The organism is Blautia sp. TF10-30 (genome assembly GCF_003481245.1).
In the GTDB taxonomy this organism is placed as follows: Bacteria; Bacillota; Clostridia; order Lachnospirales; family Lachnospiraceae; genus Fusicatenibacter; species Fusicatenibacter saccharivorans.
Window position 1 is genome coordinate 120,843 of sequence record NZ_QUKM01000009.1, and the last position, 15,035, is coordinate 135,877.

The window sequence follows — 15,035 nt, forward strand, 5'->3', positions numbered from 1 at the left end:
CAAACTTCTTTTAGTATATAGTGATTTTATATGATTTGCAAGAAGGAATGAAGAAAGGAAAGGTTACAAGATTATCATCATGCAAAAAACAACAAATGATATGACGCAAGGCAACAGCATGAAGCTGATTTTTCAGTTTTTCCTGCCAATATTGATTGGAAATCTTTTTCAGCAGCTTTACAGCTTTGTGGATTCCATGGTCGTCGGAAAGGGAATTGGCGATGTGGCTCTGGCGGCGGTTGGAAATACCAGTTCGGTGCATTTTCTGATTCTCGGCTTTGCCATGGGACTGACCGGAGGACTCGGGATCTGCATTTCCCACTCCTTTGGAGCGAATGATATTGAAAAACTGCGGAAAGAAATTGCGATGTCGGTTTATATCTGCCTTGCCATTGGAATTGTAATTACGGTGGGCAGTCTGTTTTGGATGCGCCGTCTGTTTGTCTTTCTCCAGACACCGGAGGATATGATGACAGACACTCTGGTTTATTTTGGAACCATTCTGGCGGGCAGTACCGTTACCATTTTTAATAACTTTGCCATGACGCTGCTCCGGTCCGTCGGAAACAGTAAAGTGCCGCTGGCTTCTATGATCGTTTCGTCGGTGGTCAATATTGTGCTGGATCTTCTATTTGTATTTCCGTTTGGCATGGGCGTGTTTGGAGCGGCGCTTGCAACGGTCCTGGCGCAGGTAGTTTCTGCCCTTTACTGTCTGGTATATATCCGGCGCGCCGCAGAACTCCTTCCGCGGAAAACAGACTGGAGGGCAGATGGTGTACTTCTTGGCGCACTCGTTGGAAAAGGCCTGCCGGTAGCTGTGATGAATTCTGTAACTGCGGTGGGCGGTATGGTCCTTCAGGTTTTTGTCAATCAGATGGGAACGGCTTATGTCGCAGCTTATGCTGCATGTATGAAGGTGTGCGGTCTGTTCGAGCAGCCGGGTATAACACTTGGACTTGCACTTCTGACTTTTACAGGACAAAATTATGGAGCCGGAAAATACGACCGGATCAAACAGGGAGTCAGGGCAGGTGTCGTGCTTTCTGTCCTTGTCAATCTTCCTTTTGCAGCACTGGAAATTTTCTGCCCGAAGCTTCTGGCATCCCTGATGCTGAATGATGCGACAGTCATTTCCTATACCTGTATCTTTCTGCCGGTTACCGGAGTTGCCCTGTTCGCCCTTGGCTGGCTGTTTGTCTTCCGAAACGCCTGCCAGGGAATGGGAAAAACAGTTCTGCCGATGGTGTCCGGGATTGTGGAGGTTGCCATGCGCGTCATGGTTGTGCTGCTTTTAGCACCGCGCCTTGCGTTCCGCGGAGTGGCATTCGCAGAAATTTCCGCATGGGTCGGAGCTGGAGTTATGCTTATGATTACCTACTTTTTTTATCAGAGGCGGCTCTCCGGGAAAACTCCAGATGTGAGAGGATAAAAGGAGAAGTTATATATAAAAACCCTGCCTGCACAGCTTTGTAACATAGTCTTTTCAAAGACTGAAAAACTGTGCGGGCAGGGTCTTTTGGTTAAACAAGCGTTCCCATATAGTAGAAGCCGCGGCATTCGTCCAGGGAAACGTTCCGCAGCGTTCCGATCATCGAAGCATCTCCCGGGAAATGAACCAGCGTATTGTTGCTCATACGGCCGGTGACAAGAGAAGCGTCCTGCTCATTGATACTTTCCACCAGAACTTCCTGTACGGTATGAAGATGTCTTGCGGTTACCTCACGGGAAATTTCCTGGACCTCGGCAAGAAGACGGTCAAAACGGTCTTTTACAACATCCGCCGGGATCTGGTCTTCCATGGCAGCTGCCGGTGTTCCGGTTCTTCTGGAATACTGGAAGGTAAACGCGCTGTCGTAACGAACGCGGCGGACCACATCCAGTGTTTCCAGAAAATCTTCTTCGGTCTCACCAGGGAAACCAACGATAATATCTGTTGTCAGAGAAATATCCGGCACTTTTGCGCGGATTCGGTCTACCAGGTCAAGATACTGCTCTTTGGTATAGCGGCGGTTCATCAGTTTTAAGATACGGCTGCTTCCGGACTGGAGCGGAAGATGAAGATGGAGGCAGACCTTCTCGCAGTCGCGCATTGCATCGATCAGTTCTTCCGAGAGATCCTTCGGATGTGAGGTCATGAAACGGATGCGTTTCAGCCCTTCAATCTGATTTGCCTTGCGCAGAAGCTGTGCAAACGTCATCGGCTCCTCGAGATTCTTTCCGTAGGAATTGACATTCTGACCAAGCAGCATGATTTCAACAACGCCGTCTGCAACGAGGCGTTTGATCTCTGCGATGATTTCCTCCGGCTTCCGGCTGCGTTCGCGGCCGCGCACATACGGTACGATACAGTAGCTGCAGAAGTTATTGCAGCCGAACATAATATTAACACCCGACTTGAACGGATATTTGCGGTCAACCGGGAGATTTTCCACGATTTTGTCGGTATCTTTCCAGATATCAATCACCATGCGGTCCTCTGTCATGCACCGGACAAGATACTCGGCAAAGCGGTAGATATTATGCGTTCCGAAAATCAGGTTGACGAAATGGTAGCTTTTTTTGAGTTTTTCGACAACAAGCGGCTCCTGCATCATGCATCCGCAGAGGGAAATAATCATGCCCGGATTTTTCTTTTTGTACTTGCCAAGCTGTCCAAGACGACCGTAGACACGCAGATTTGCGTTTTCACGGACGGTACAGGTGTTGTAAACAACAAAATCGGCATCTTCGGTCTCCACAATGTGGTAGCCGACGGTTTCCAGAATTCCCTCCAGTTTTTCGGAATCGCGGGCGTTCATCTGGCAGCCGAAGGTTGTGATGCAGGCAGTCAGATACTCTTTTCCGTTTTGTTTTGCACGCTCCGGTACGAGCTGCTGTTTTAAAAGTGCCATAAAGTAATACTGACGCTGCGGTTCTGTCTCCGGTGCCGGAACAGTAATGTCAACATTTGCAAGATCAATGCCGGAAACCTCGGCATCCGGAACGTTTCTGAGATCTATCTTCATAAATGAAACCCTTTCTTTTTCAATATAAAATGCTAAGTACAGTAATAATGAGACGGTATAAAATGCCGTGAAAAAAGACCCGTACAGCCGGATCTTCTTTTTATTTTAGCGTATCTGATACAAAATAGCAAGAAAAACAAGATTGAAAACAGTAAAAATCAGGATATATTTTTTGCGGCAGGAAGCGTCTGCGGCCGTAATCTGGCGATAGGAGATCAGGCTTGCCATAGATGCAATTAAAGTCCCGAGGCCGCCGAGGTTGGTTCCTACAATCAGTTCCGGGATTTCTTTTGTATATCCGGAAAGCAGCATGGCGGCAGGAACATTGCTGATGATCTGGCTTGTGAGGACGGAAAGAAGCCGTTCGTGTCCGGTAATCATCTGTTCCAGATAAATACGAAGCGCGGCCATTTGTTTCATGTTTCCAATAAAAAGAAAGAAAAACACAAAAGTGAACAAAAGAGAGTAGTCTGCTCTGCGGTAAAGGCTGCGGTTCACCAGGCAGATCCCGGCAATCGTGATCAGAAGCAGAATACTATGCGGGAGAAGTTTGGCAACCGTAAGAATACAGCAGAAAAAAAGAGCTGCAAAAACTGCGATTTGCCGCGGATGAGTAATCGCTTTTTTCTCCAGGGAAACGGAAATTTTCTTTCCGGAGAAAAACAGAAAAATGCAGATCAGAAAAAGAACTGCAGCACCCAGAGTATAAGGCAGCATCATAAGCAGAAACTGCAAAAGGGAAAGTCCGGAAAGCGAATACAGATAAAGGTTCTGCGGATTGCCGATAGGAGTAAACATACTGCCAAGGTTTGCAGCCATGGTCATAAAGGTGACAAGAAGTATTTTTTTCTGCTCCATATGGCACATTCGCAGAAGCAGAATGCCAAACGGAACAAAGGTAATCAGAGCGACATCATTGGTAATCAGCATGCTGCAGAAAAAGCACAGGGAAATCAGAAGCAGAGCAACCATCCGTTCTGAGTTTACATGCCGGAGAAGACTGGTGCCAAGCCAGTCAAATACGCCACATTCCCGCAGGCCCGCGACAATCAGCATCAGACAGAACAGCAGGATCAGAGTATGAAAATCCAGATAACCAAGATACTGTGGACCGGGAGGACAGAAAAAGCAGGAAAGCACTGCAAGAAAAAAAGAGACGGTAAGCACTGCATCTTTTTGAAAAAAGGAAATCAGTTTTTTTATCATAAAAATCATCCTTTCATGAATAAGCAGGACTGATGTTGGAAGATCGAGATGAAAAATCAGGCTGCATATTTCGGATACCGCAGATTATTATATAAAAGATATGGAAAAGATGCAAGAAAAAGGTCAGAAACCGAAAAAAATGCGGTTTTTCAAAAAATCGACAAATTTTTCCAGCCAATTCTTGACAATCAACAAAAATCGCGTTAAAATTGCTTCTGTCGTGTAAAAGCAAATTCTGAGAAAAGAAAAAGTAAATGCAGACAAATCGTTTTCAGAGAGCTGCCGGAAAGGTGCGAGACAGCAACGAATCTGGATTGAAAATCATCTTGGAGAAGGAAAGCCCAACGAATCGGCCGTGTATCGTACTATGTGCCGGAATTCCAGTAGGTTTTCACGGGAGTTTCCCGTTACAGAAACCGCGTATGCTTGTGCGTTGTATTCGTGCTTGTTTCAAAGAAGAGACAAGGGTGGTTGCGGGAAAAGAACAGTTCCGTCCCTCGTTGAGGGGCGGATTTTTTTGTTTGTCAGCTGCAAATTCACCCCGGTAATACAGCCTGGCAAAGAATAGATCCTGCTGGAACATTGTACCTGACAGCGGGAAAAGGGAGGAAACATATGAAAGTGTACAAAAAAATCATGAATGGACTGGCATTTGTTGAGAAACTGGTTCTCGTGCTGTCCACGATCCTGATTGTTGTGCTTACGGTGGGAAACGTTCTTTCCCGTAAGGTACTGCATCAGTCCTGGTCATTTACCGAAGAGCTTGTCGTTGCGGTATTTGTTCTGATTACACTTCTCGCAGCAGCGCTTGCTGCCCGTGACGGAGAACTGGTCAATCTTTCTTTGCTGCCGGACCGTCTTTCTGCGAAGGCGAGAAGAATCCTGCTGGTTGTCAACACAGCATTTAGTGTTGCCTTTACCGTAGTTCTGTTTAAATACGGCATGGACAAGGTACTGACCCAGCTTGCCAACGGAAAGAGAACGTTCGTTTTAAACTGGCCGGAATGGATTTTCTGGTCTTTCGTACCGATCGGCGCAGCCTGCATGACGCTGCACATGATCGAATATCTGATTGATACATTCGTAAAAGCAAAAGAGGAGGGACAGAAAAAATGATCAGTGCAATTCTTTTTCTTTCATTCTTTGTTTTTCTGATCCTTGGTATCCCGATTGGCATCTGCCTTGGTCTGTCTTCGATCTGCGCGATCCTGTACTCCGGTACATCCCTGACCATCGTAGCAACCAATATGTATTCCGGTATCAGTAAATTTTTGCTCCTTGCCATTCCGTTTTTTGTATTGTCCGGAAACATTATGGCAAAAGCGGGCATTTCCAAACGACTGATTCGTTTCGTCGACACCTGCGTCGGCCATAAAAAAGGCGGTATCGCCATCGTATGCGTTATCGTAGCCTGCTTCTTTGGTGCAATTTCCGGTTCCGGTCCGGCAACCGTAGCAGCACTTGGTATGGTTCTGATCCCTGCCATGATTGAGCGAGGCGGATTTTCTGCTCCGTTTTCCACGGCCCTGATGGCGACATCAAGTTCGATTGCGATCGTCATACCGCCGAGTATTGCATTCGTTGTTTATGCATCCATCACAGGCGTATCCATCGCCGATATGTTCACAGCAGGTATCGTTCCTGGTATTCTGATGGGTGTGGCCCTTGTCATCGTTGTTCTTCTGGAGGCAAAGAAACACAACATTCAGCCGACCCAGAAAAAAGCAACAGCCAAAGAAAGATGGGACGCCTTTAAAGATGCTTTCTGGGGATTCTTAATGCCGGTCATCATCCTTGGCGGTATCTATGGAAGTATTTTCACCCCGACCGAGGCAGCTGCCGTTTCCGTTGTATACGGTCTGTTTGTCGGAATCTTTATCTATAAAGAGATTAAGTTGAAAGATCTGTGGGATCTGATGGTGGATTCTGCCAAAACAACCGGTGGAATTATGCTGATCGTCGCAAGTGCTTCTCTGTTCTCCTTTGTCTGCACAAAGTTTGGTATTGCGCAGGCAGCATCGGATCTTCTTGGAAGCGTTGCTCATAACCAGTTTGTATTCCTTCTGATTGTCAATATCATTTTCCTGATTGCAGGATGCTTTATCGATGCAAACTCTGCCATGTATATTTTCATCCCGATTATGCTTCCGGTCTGCAAAGCCCTTGGCTATGACCTGGTAGCATTCGGTATCGTGGCAACGGTCAACCTGGCCATCGGACAGGTAACTCCGCCAGTCGGTGTCAACCTGTTTGTCGCCATTTCCGTAAAACTGAAAAAAGGAATGGAAGTTACCATTCAGCAGATTTCCAAAGCCGTTATGCCAATGATCGCAGCATCGGTAGCAGTTCTGCTTCTGATTACGTATGTTCCGCAGATTTCCACGTTCCTTCCAAAAGCACTGGCAAAAGACGGAGCTTATACCGGAACGGTAGCTGCAGCAACGAATTCCGATACTTCCAGTGGCGATGGTTCGGATGGCAGCACAGCAGGAAATTCCTCCGGCAATGAGGATTACAATGATATCGCTGATTACAGTGACCTTGGATGGGAAGAGCAGACCTGGAACTTTACCTGCTCCACCACCGAGAACAGTACCTGGGCAGAAGGCGGACGCAAGTTCGGCGAGCTCATGGAAAAAGCAACCGGCGGCAAGATCAAAGTCAATGTATACGCCGCAGACCAGCTGACCAACGGAAACCAGTCTGAGGGAATCCAGGCACTGATGAACGGAGACCCGGTACAGATTTCGATGCACAGCAACCTGATTTACTCTGCGTTTGACCCGAGATTTAACGTCGTATCTCTTCCGTTCCTGTTTGATTCGGTAGAAGATGCGGATGCCAAACTGGACGGCGAGGCAGGCAAAAAATTAAAAGCAATCCTCGATGAGTACGGCCTGCACTGCATGGGAATCGCCGAGAACGGTTTCCGCCAGCTGACCAACAGCAAGCAGGAAGTAAAAACCGTCGATGATATGAAAAACCTGAAAATCCGTGTAGCAGGAAGTAACCTGCTGATGGAGTGCTACAAACGCTGGGGCGCCGATGCGACCAACATGAACTGGTCCGAGACCTACACCGCCCTGCAGCAGAAAACCGTAGAAGGCCAGGAGAATCCGCTGCCGGCTATCGACGCAGCCAGCGTACAGGAAGTACAGCCGTACTGCTCGATGTGGAATGCGATTTATGACTGCCTGTTCTTCTGCATTAACGGAGATATCTATAACAATCTGACTCCAGAACAGCAGAAAGTTGTCGATGAGGCCGGACAGAAAGCCGTCGATTACGAACGTGCGATCAACCGTGCCGGTGACGATGAGATCATGAACCGCTGGCAGAACGAGAACGGTGTCAAGATCACAAAATACGAAGATATGGACATCGATTCCTTTAAACAGGCGGTAGATGGCGTGGATGAGTGGTATCAGAAGGAACTGGAAAGCGCAGGTTATGACGATGCCAAAGATCTGATTGAAGCCTTTACAAAGAAAGATACATCTTCTGCAAGCACCTACGATGTAGAAGACAGAAGCGATCTCGACTGGCCGGAGCAGACCTGGAACTTCACCTGCTCCACGACAGAAACCAGTACCTGGGCAGAAGGCGGCCGGAAGTTCGGTGAGCTGATTGAAAAAGCAACCGGCGGCAAGATCAAAGTCAACGTATATGCCGCAGACCAGCTGACCAACGGAAACCAGTCCGAGGGTATCCAGGCACTGATCGATGGAGATCCGGTACAGATTTCAATGCACAGCAACCTGATTTACTCTGCCTTTGACCCGAGATTTAACGTCGTATCCCTTCCGTTCCTGTTTGATTCCGTAGAAGATGCGGATGCAAAACTGGACGGCGAGGCAGGCGAAAAATTGAAAGAGATCCTTGATGAGTACGGCCTGCACTGCATGGGAATCGCCGAGAATGGTTTCCGTCAGCTGACCAACAGCAAGCAGGAAGTAAAAACCGTCGATGACATGAAAAACCTGAAAATCCGTGTGGCAGGAAGCAACCTGCTGATGGAATGCTACAAACGCTGGGGTGCCGATGCCACCAACATGAACTGGTCCGAGACCTACACGGCCCTGCAGCAGAAAACCGTAGAAGGCCAGGAAAATCCACTTCCTGCTATCGATGCAGCCAGCGTACAGGAAGTACAGCCGTACTGCTCGATGTGGAATGCAATTTATGATTGTCTGTTCTTCTGTATTAACGGAGACATTTATGACAGTATGACACCGGAGCAGCAGGAAGTGATCGATGAGTGCGGTCGTCTGGCAACACAGTACGAGCGTGAGATTAACCGCGCCGGTGATGATGAAATCATGAACCGCTGGCAGAATGAAAATGGTGTTACCATTACCAATTATGAGGATATGGACATCGATTCGTTCAAACAGGCAGTAGACGGCGTGGACGAGTGGTATCAGAAAGAACTGGAAGGACAGGGATATGATGATGCCAAAGAGCTGATTGAGACGTTTACAAAATAATGATAAAAATCCATCCATGACCTGGAGGTCTCCGGTGAGACTGTTTCTGGGCGTGGATGGATTTTTTTCTTTGAGTTTTCCAGAAAAACAGGTATACTGGAGGGTATCAGAAAACGGGAGAGTTGGAGCAATGAAACAGAAAAAAGAACGGGAAAAAGAAATCAGCCAATGGCCATGGATTTCCATGCTGCCGTTTGGAATTCTGGCAGGATACTGGGGCAATAAGGAAGTGCGGATCACGGCAATTTCGGAATATGGCTTTCAGACCCGTCTTGCGACACCGGCCACGGCAGAGCAGAAAAACGCACCGTGGGAACTGGCATTTTACGATCAGAAAACGGCATCCTACCAGCGGATTCTTCTTCGTGATGCGACTTTTCTGCAGGAAAAAGAGGAAGATTTTGATGTTGTTTATACCTTCGCCACGGAACAAGAAGATTATCAAAATGCGGTACAGCACCTTGCCCTGCAATACAGCCAGTATATCCGCTGGAAAATGGAGGACGATGATGCCGCGCTTGCAGAAGAGATGACAGGATATCCTGCGGAGCAGGACGCGTTTCATCTGGAAAGTCTGGAAGAGCAGAAAAAAGTATGGTTTTCCGGAATTACGAAGGAAACCTTTGTGGCATTGCAGAATAGTGCTGCCGGATCCGGGCAGCCGATTGAGCTGGCGCTCGAACTGGACCGGCCGGAATGGTATAAGGCGTATCTTTCGATGGAAAGTGCGGTGTTTTTTGATGCTTATTTTCGGAGAAACCAGATTGCAGATCCGCCGGTTTTTCACCCGGATCGGCTCTATATAGGAAATGCTTTCTGCCCGCATCTGGCACCGAAAGAAGAGGAACTGTTTGTAATGATGGACAAAGCCTGCCGGGAGTCATTTTCAATTACGCTTACTTTTCCATTTTTGCTGGAAGAAAATCTGACGGAAACGCAAGCACGTCTGCAGCATCTTGCCAGATGGTGTGAACAAAAGAACAAAACCATTGAGATTGTCGTAAATGACTGGGGAACGGCCCATCTGGCAGCTCAGCTTCCGGTGTTTTCTCTCTGCCTTGGCGTGCTGCTCAACAAGCGAAAAAAAGATCCACGGATGGCCTATAAGCTGGGGAACCGGACGCTGTTTGAACAAAATAGCGTTCATGCGGCGTTTTACCAGGAATATTTAAAAGAAGAATTTCGGATGGAACGGTATGAATGGGAGAGCTGCGGCGATACCAGTACAAGGAAGTTTCCAGAAGGGAAAAACAGTATGCATCTTCCATTTTATCAGACCAATACCTCACAGTACTGTCCACTGTATGCAGCATGTACTAAAGGAAGCCGCGGCGCGCAGACGCCGGTGCGGAAGTGCCATAGATTCTGTGAAGAACAGGCGTTTTTGTATCCGGAGCATTTGCGGATGATGGGGAGGTATAATTCGTTGTTTGGGATTGATTTGTCGATCTTGCAGGAGCCGGAGGCGATGGGGAAAATGTATGGGCTGCGCGGGATAGACCGGATTGTAGTGAATTTGCTATAGTGACTTCTTAAGAAGGATGTTCGCAGTTCATATTTTCAACTTGATAGAGCTGCCAATTCGTGATAAGTTGAAAAACAACTGGAAGGGTGCAGACTTCTCTGAAATATTTTTGAGGAGGTGTATGCACATGGGAAAACCGGATATTGTTACCAAAGCATACATGCGAAAGAGTAACATTTTTGCAGATGCGTTCAATTATCTTATCTACAATGGAAGAAAAGTTATTAATCCAGAAAAACTGACAGAAGTTGATTCAACAGAGATTGCCATATCGTTTGGCGCAAAGAAAGAGAGAAAAGAGGCAAAAGAGATAACCGAAATGACAGAAGATCCGGTTCAGAAATATCGGGATATATTGAAAACAGCTGCGGTTATGCAGGAATCGGAAACGTATTATCTGCTTCTTGGAATCGAAAATCAGACAGACATTCATTATGCAATGCCGGTTCGAAACATGATATACGATGCTTTACAGTATGGCAAACAGGTTACAGACACTGCGGCAAGCATCATATCTTTCCGAAACATTATCTTGAAAAGATCGGGTACGATAATGACCGTGACAGAAACCAGATTGCAAACTTTACATACTTGGACTATACAACAAACATTGATATTTCCGATGAAGCTCCGGCGGAGTATGTCAGCCGGTACCGAGAGAAATTAGGAGAAGAAGGATACCGGCTTGCCTGTGCTCAGAATGCATTACCTGAGAATTTTGAGCAGTTACCGTATCCTGAATTCCTGAAGCAGAGAAGATTATTGATGGCGCAGATCGTCAAAAAGGCATATAATGAACTTGACAAGTAAGTATCTATAAAATGTCTGAAGAAGTGTTTTCGGTTTAAAAAAAGAGAAAACAGTTTTGCACAGCACATGCTTTACATTTTCTATCAAGGAGATCATCACAATATGGAAAACCAAACAATCGCTTATTACAACCAAAACGCAGCTTCTTTCATACAAGGCACTGTTTCTGTAGATTTCCAGACGATGCAGGATAAATTTTTAAACGCTTTGCCGGGAAAGAGAGTGCTGGATTTCGGGTGTGGTTCCGGAAGAGACACGAAGTATTTTCTGGGAAACGGTCTTGCTGTTACGGCGCTGGACGGTTCAGAAGAACTGTGCAAATACGCCAGTGCCTATACCGGTATTCCGGTAAAAAACATGATATTTCAGGATTTGGATGAGATGAATCAATATGACGGCATCTGGGCGTGTTCATCGATTCTGCATTTACCGAAAAAAGAATTAAAAATGGTATTCCATAAGATGGTAACAGCGTTGGACACTAATGGGATTATTTATACCTCCTTTAAATATGGAACGTTTGAAGGCGAAAGAAACGGCCGTTTTTTTACGGATTTCACACCGGATACTTTTTCTGATTTTATCAAGGATGTGGAGCAGATCCGAATAGAAGAAGAGTGGATTACGGATGATGTAAGACCGGGAAAGGAGAAGGAAAAGTGGCTGAATCTGATATTGAAAAAGACAGGTTTCTAGCAGAACACGCAGATTTTAGATTTCGGGAACAAGTGTGTTATCCGAATGGCGGAATTTCCCGGTTTTATGATAATGGGACGGATATGGTTGTTATTGATGATGGTATCTGCTCTCATGAGCCAAAAGAGCCGGTTTTTCCCTATATGCTGATTACGGAGAAGCAGAATGATTATATGCATCGCTTTCAAAGGGTGTTTCGTTTTCTGGGATATGCGCGGGAAAATCTGGATTCATATCTTGCCAAAGATGGAATTGTCCTGGAAGGCGGTTATATACGAAACACAGGAGATCGGAGCGAGCAGGCCGATGCTTCTCCGCTGGAAATTCATTTCGAAGAGAATTTTTCAAGTGTTTATGGAATGAATGCGCTGAGATATCTGACGCGGGAATATGGAATCTGTGATGAAAATGGAAGGAATTATTTTCTCGATTATTTTGTCAGAACAAAGGATCAGAAATATGCGATCGAAGAAAACGGCCTTGATTACCATCATCCGCAAATTATTGGAGAGGAAAAATATCGCAATCAGCTCAAGAAACAAAATACGTGTGCCCTGTGGGGGATCAAATTATTTCGCTTTTCCAAAGAGGATTGCGAATTTGCCAGTCGGATTGAGGATGATATCAAACAGTATTTTGGAAAAGATTCTTCGAATTTTGTGGATGACGGAATCAAAGTTGAAAGAAAAGTTGAGCTGTATGAACATCAGACTGTCAGCCTGCAGGAGATACAAAAGCGCAGAGATGCGGGTATCAAGGCATTTTTGATTGTGCTGCCTACAGCAGCGGGAAAATCGAAAATTGTGGAAGAAGATTTACGGACATTCGCGGAAGGAAAACAAAAGTTTCGTGGACTGATTCTGGTTCCGGGAGTCAATCTTTTGCTGGACTGGGAAGAAAGAATAAAGGCTTCGCTGCCAGAGTTAAAAGATAAGATTGATATTCGAACGTATGCCTTCGCGGCCAGACATTATACGGACACTACACCAGACTATTACAATTATCTTGTCGTGGATGAAGCACATCATGCGGTTGCGCCAGTGCTGAAAAGAGTTGTGCAATACTATCGGACAGAATTTACGATAGGCCTGACGGCGACGGATCAGCGGCCGGATAAAAGAAAGCTGGAAACGGTGTTTGGATCGTATACGACTTCGTTATCCTTAAAAGAAGCGATGGAAAAGGGAGTGGTCGCGAAAGCGAATGTTTACCGGATTGAAACGAATCTTGATCTTTCCAGTGTAAGGTTTAATGGGCGGGATTATGTCAATGCGGATCTGGAGAAAAGAATCCGGGTCACTTCAAGAAATGAGCTGATTGTCCAGGTACTTTCAGAGTATTTTACGTCTGGCGAAGCGGGCACGAGACAGGGTGTTGTTTTTTGTGTCAATGTTGCGCATGCGAACGAAATGGCAAAGCTCCTTAATAAGGCAAATATTTCGGCGGCCAGCTACACAAGACAGACGAAAAATCAAAGTTCTGTTATGAAAGCGTTTAAAGAAAAGGAAATCCGTTTCCTGTGTGCCTGCAATATGATTTCAGAGGGATGGGATTATCCGGAACTCGGCATTCTGGTGATGGCAAGGCCTACGCTTTCCAAGGTTCTTTATCTGCAGCAGGTCGGAAGGGGACTGCGGAAAACGGACACCAAGAAAAATGTGATTGTGATTGACGTAGTCGATGAGTACGGCGCCATGATCAAGCCCTGCAGTATGCATTCTGTTTTTGCCAATCCTTATTATGTTCCGTTTGGCGATATCACAAAAATGGATTATAAGCCGGGAGACCCGGTGGTGATTGATGGAATGGAAGAGCGGATTGAGCGGATTACAGAGGTGGATATCCATTCTTTTGAAGAAAAATACGGCGATTATCTGAGCCAGGAGCAGGTTGCCAGGGAATATTTTGTGAATACGGGAACCATCACAAGCTGGATCAGAGCCGGAAAATTAACGCCAGAAGTGCAGTACAAATTCGGAAGTAAAACATTATATTTATTCAGTCCGGATGAAGTGGAAAAATATCGGAAGCAGCTTGGAATTAAGGAACATAACGATGCGACCATCAAAGAAGATTTTTTTGCGTTCCTGGAAGAAAGAGATTATTCACTTTCTTATAAAATGCCGTTTCTGCTGGCTTTTATCCGTCATGTGGATTCTATTGGAGATGCAAAAATAGAGGAGATTCTGGAGGACTATATTGCTTTTTACCAGAACAGAATAACCCGGGGACTTCCCGTAGACCGGAGTACATGCCCGTATAATGAAACGATGCTGCAGGATAAGAAAGCAATGCAGAGAAGTATGCTGACCAATCCGTTTGAGAAATTTGAGAGAAAACGGTTCTTGTATTATTCGAAGGATCTGAGTGTAATCTCGATGAATCATGCGCTGTACAGCCAGATGGAAGCAGGGGACTGGGAGCGGGTGAGAAGGCAGATGGAGGAAGATTTGGCGGAGTATTATGCGAAAGTGGAAGGAGCTGTGCTGGTGAAGAGATAGCGGAAAGAATTTCTTCCCCAGAGATTTGATTTGGAAAGGTACGTGTAAATATAGCAGGATACAAGAGATTACCGGTGGAATTTGAAGATTTTCAGGAAGTTTGAAAATCTGGATTTTACTATGTGGATAAAGCAAAGCTGATTGAACAGCTTTTTGAAAGTAAACGGTAAATTCCGAGTACCTTTTTATCCCACTACATTTATGCCATAATCATACTGACCAAATTAACATAGTCCAAAAAGTTCAGTACTCAACTTTTTAGACTGACTATAATTAAGGGAGGGATGGTATGGCTACGCAAACCAGTCTTATAGCGCAGCAGGTCAGGATCCGGCAGTGGGCAGAACAAATTCGTGCCTGTCAGAACCGTCCGGCGGGCATGGATGTTGACACCTGGTGCGTACAGAACAATCTCACAAAATCTAATTATTATTACCGGCTCCGGCGTGTGCGTAAAGCATGTCTGGATCAGATACCGGCTGCAGAATCCCCAGCCTTTATAGAGCTGCCCGCCCCGGTGTCAAAAGAGCATGACCTATGCAGACAAACACTTGCCAGCCCTGTGACCGGCATGGAACCTGTCGTTCACATTCAAAACACAAAAGGGCTGTCAGCGGAAATATTTCCCGGTGCATCACCAGAGATCATCCGTCAGCTTGTCGAGATATTCCATCATGCTGAATGATGCAGATGCTTCCGGTTTTAAAAAAGTTTATCTGGCGATGGGATTTACGGATCTCCAGCGTGGGATTGATGGTTGACATATGCACCAATGCAATAGTGCATGCTTTCCAAAGATTCAGAG

The 15,035-nt window shown here is 46.0% G+C and carries 9 protein-coding genes, 1 pseudogene and 1 other annotated feature; of the genes and pseudogenes, 8 read left to right on the forward strand and 2 right to left on the reverse strand.

Features of this window, described 5'->3' with window-relative positions; all coding sequences use genetic code 11:
- Window positions 1-79 precede the first annotated feature (79 nt).
- On the forward strand, window positions 80-1,429 hold the full coding sequence (locus DXD02_RS09980) for an MATE family efflux transporter (RefSeq protein WP_118666789.1): 1,350 nt from the start codon (window positions 80-82) through the stop codon (window positions 1,427-1,429).
- A 91-nt stretch (window positions 1,430-1,520) separates the two neighbouring features.
- On the opposite strand, the gene miaB is transcribed toward DXD02_RS09980, so the two are convergent.
- Together miaB and DXD02_RS09990 are read right to left on the reverse strand one after the other, a co-directional pair.
- A complete protein-coding gene (miaB, locus tag DXD02_RS09985) occupies window positions 1,521-3,005 on the reverse strand; it encodes a tRNA (N6-isopentenyl adenosine(37)-C2)-methylthiotransferase MiaB (protein WP_117761538.1) in 1,485 nt (494 codons plus the stop codon).
- 105 nt (window positions 3,006-3,110) lie between these two features.
- A complete protein-coding gene (locus tag DXD02_RS09990; RefSeq protein ID WP_117802302.1) occupies window positions 3,111-4,211 on the reverse strand; it encodes an SLC13 family permease in 1,101 nt (366 codons plus the stop codon).
- Between the two features lie 228 nt (window positions 4,212-4,439).
- Window positions 4,440-4,712: a binding site (T-box leader), on the forward strand.
- A 114-nt stretch (window positions 4,713-4,826) separates the two neighbouring features.
- On the opposite strand from DXD02_RS09990, the gene DXD02_RS09995 reads away from it, so the two are divergent.
- The 7 genes and pseudogenes from DXD02_RS09995 (at window position 4,827) to DXD02_RS10025 (ending at window position 14,915) form a co-directional block, all read left to right on the forward strand.
- Window positions 4,827-5,327, forward strand: coding sequence for a TRAP transporter small permease (locus DXD02_RS09995; RefSeq protein ID WP_055228267.1), 501 nt, complete (start codon window positions 4,827-4,829; stop codon window positions 5,325-5,327).
- A complete protein-coding gene (locus tag DXD02_RS10000; protein WP_118666790.1) occupies window positions 5,324-8,698 on the forward strand; it encodes a TRAP transporter large permease subunit in 3,375 nt (1,124 codons plus the stop codon). Before DXD02_RS09995 ends, DXD02_RS10000 begins: the two co-directional genes overlap by 4 nt.
- A gap of 130 nt (window positions 8,699-8,828) precedes the next feature.
- Entirely contained in the window at window positions 8,829-10,223 is a 1,395-nt protein-coding gene (locus DXD02_RS10005) for a hypothetical protein (protein ID WP_147397760.1), read from the forward strand.
- A 127-nt stretch (window positions 10,224-10,350) separates the two neighbouring features.
- Window positions 10,351-10,728: pseudogene (locus DXD02_RS15460) on the forward strand (transposase); the annotation flags it as partial.
- 407 nt (window positions 10,729-11,135) lie between these two features.
- Window positions 11,136-11,729, forward strand: a complete 594-nt coding sequence (locus DXD02_RS10015) for a class I SAM-dependent methyltransferase (protein WP_118666792.1) — start codon at window positions 11,136-11,138, stop codon at window positions 11,727-11,729.
- Window positions 11,730-11,812: 83 nt separating this feature from the next.
- Window positions 11,813-14,230 (forward strand): DEAD/DEAH box helicase, encoded by a 2,418-nt coding sequence (locus DXD02_RS10020; protein ID WP_147399038.1) that lies wholly within the window; start codon window positions 11,813-11,815, stop codon window positions 14,228-14,230.
- Window positions 14,231-14,519: 289 nt separating this feature from the next.
- Window positions 14,520-14,915 (forward strand): hypothetical protein, encoded by a 396-nt coding sequence (locus DXD02_RS10025; protein ID WP_082424974.1) that lies wholly within the window; start codon window positions 14,520-14,522, stop codon window positions 14,913-14,915.
- Window positions 14,916-15,035: the final 120 nt, after the last annotated feature.

Bases quoted from the DNA above. Each gene is read 5' to 3' on its own strand.
- miaB (WP_117761538.1), bottom strand. From the start codon at position 3,005: ATGAAGATAGATCTCAGAAACGTTCCGGATGCCGAGGTTTCCGGCATT.
- DXD02_RS10005 (WP_147397760.1), top strand. From the start codon at position 8,829: ATGAAACAGAAAAAAGAACGGGAAAAAGAAATCAGCCAATGGCCATGG.
- DXD02_RS10020 (WP_147399038.1), top strand. From the start codon at position 11,813: ATGGTTGTTATTGATGATGGTATCTGCTCTCATGAGCCAAAAGAGCCG.
- DXD02_RS09990 (WP_117802302.1), bottom strand. From the start codon at position 4,211: ATGATAAAAAAACTGATTTCCTTTTTTCAAAAAGATGCAGTGCTTACC.
- DXD02_RS09980 (WP_118666789.1), top strand. From the start codon at position 80: ATGCAAAAAACAACAAATGATATGACGCAAGGCAACAGCATGAAGCTG.
- DXD02_RS10015 (WP_118666792.1), top strand. From the start codon at position 11,136: ATGGAAAACCAAACAATCGCTTATTACAACCAAAACGCAGCTTCTTTC.
- DXD02_RS10000 (WP_118666790.1), top strand. From the start codon at position 5,324: ATGATCAGTGCAATTCTTTTTCTTTCATTCTTTGTTTTTCTGATCCTT.
- DXD02_RS09995 (WP_055228267.1), top strand. From the start codon at position 4,827: ATGAAAGTGTACAAAAAAATCATGAATGGACTGGCATTTGTTGAGAAA.
- DXD02_RS10025 (WP_082424974.1), top strand. From the start codon at position 14,520: ATGGCTACGCAAACCAGTCTTATAGCGCAGCAGGTCAGGATCCGGCAG.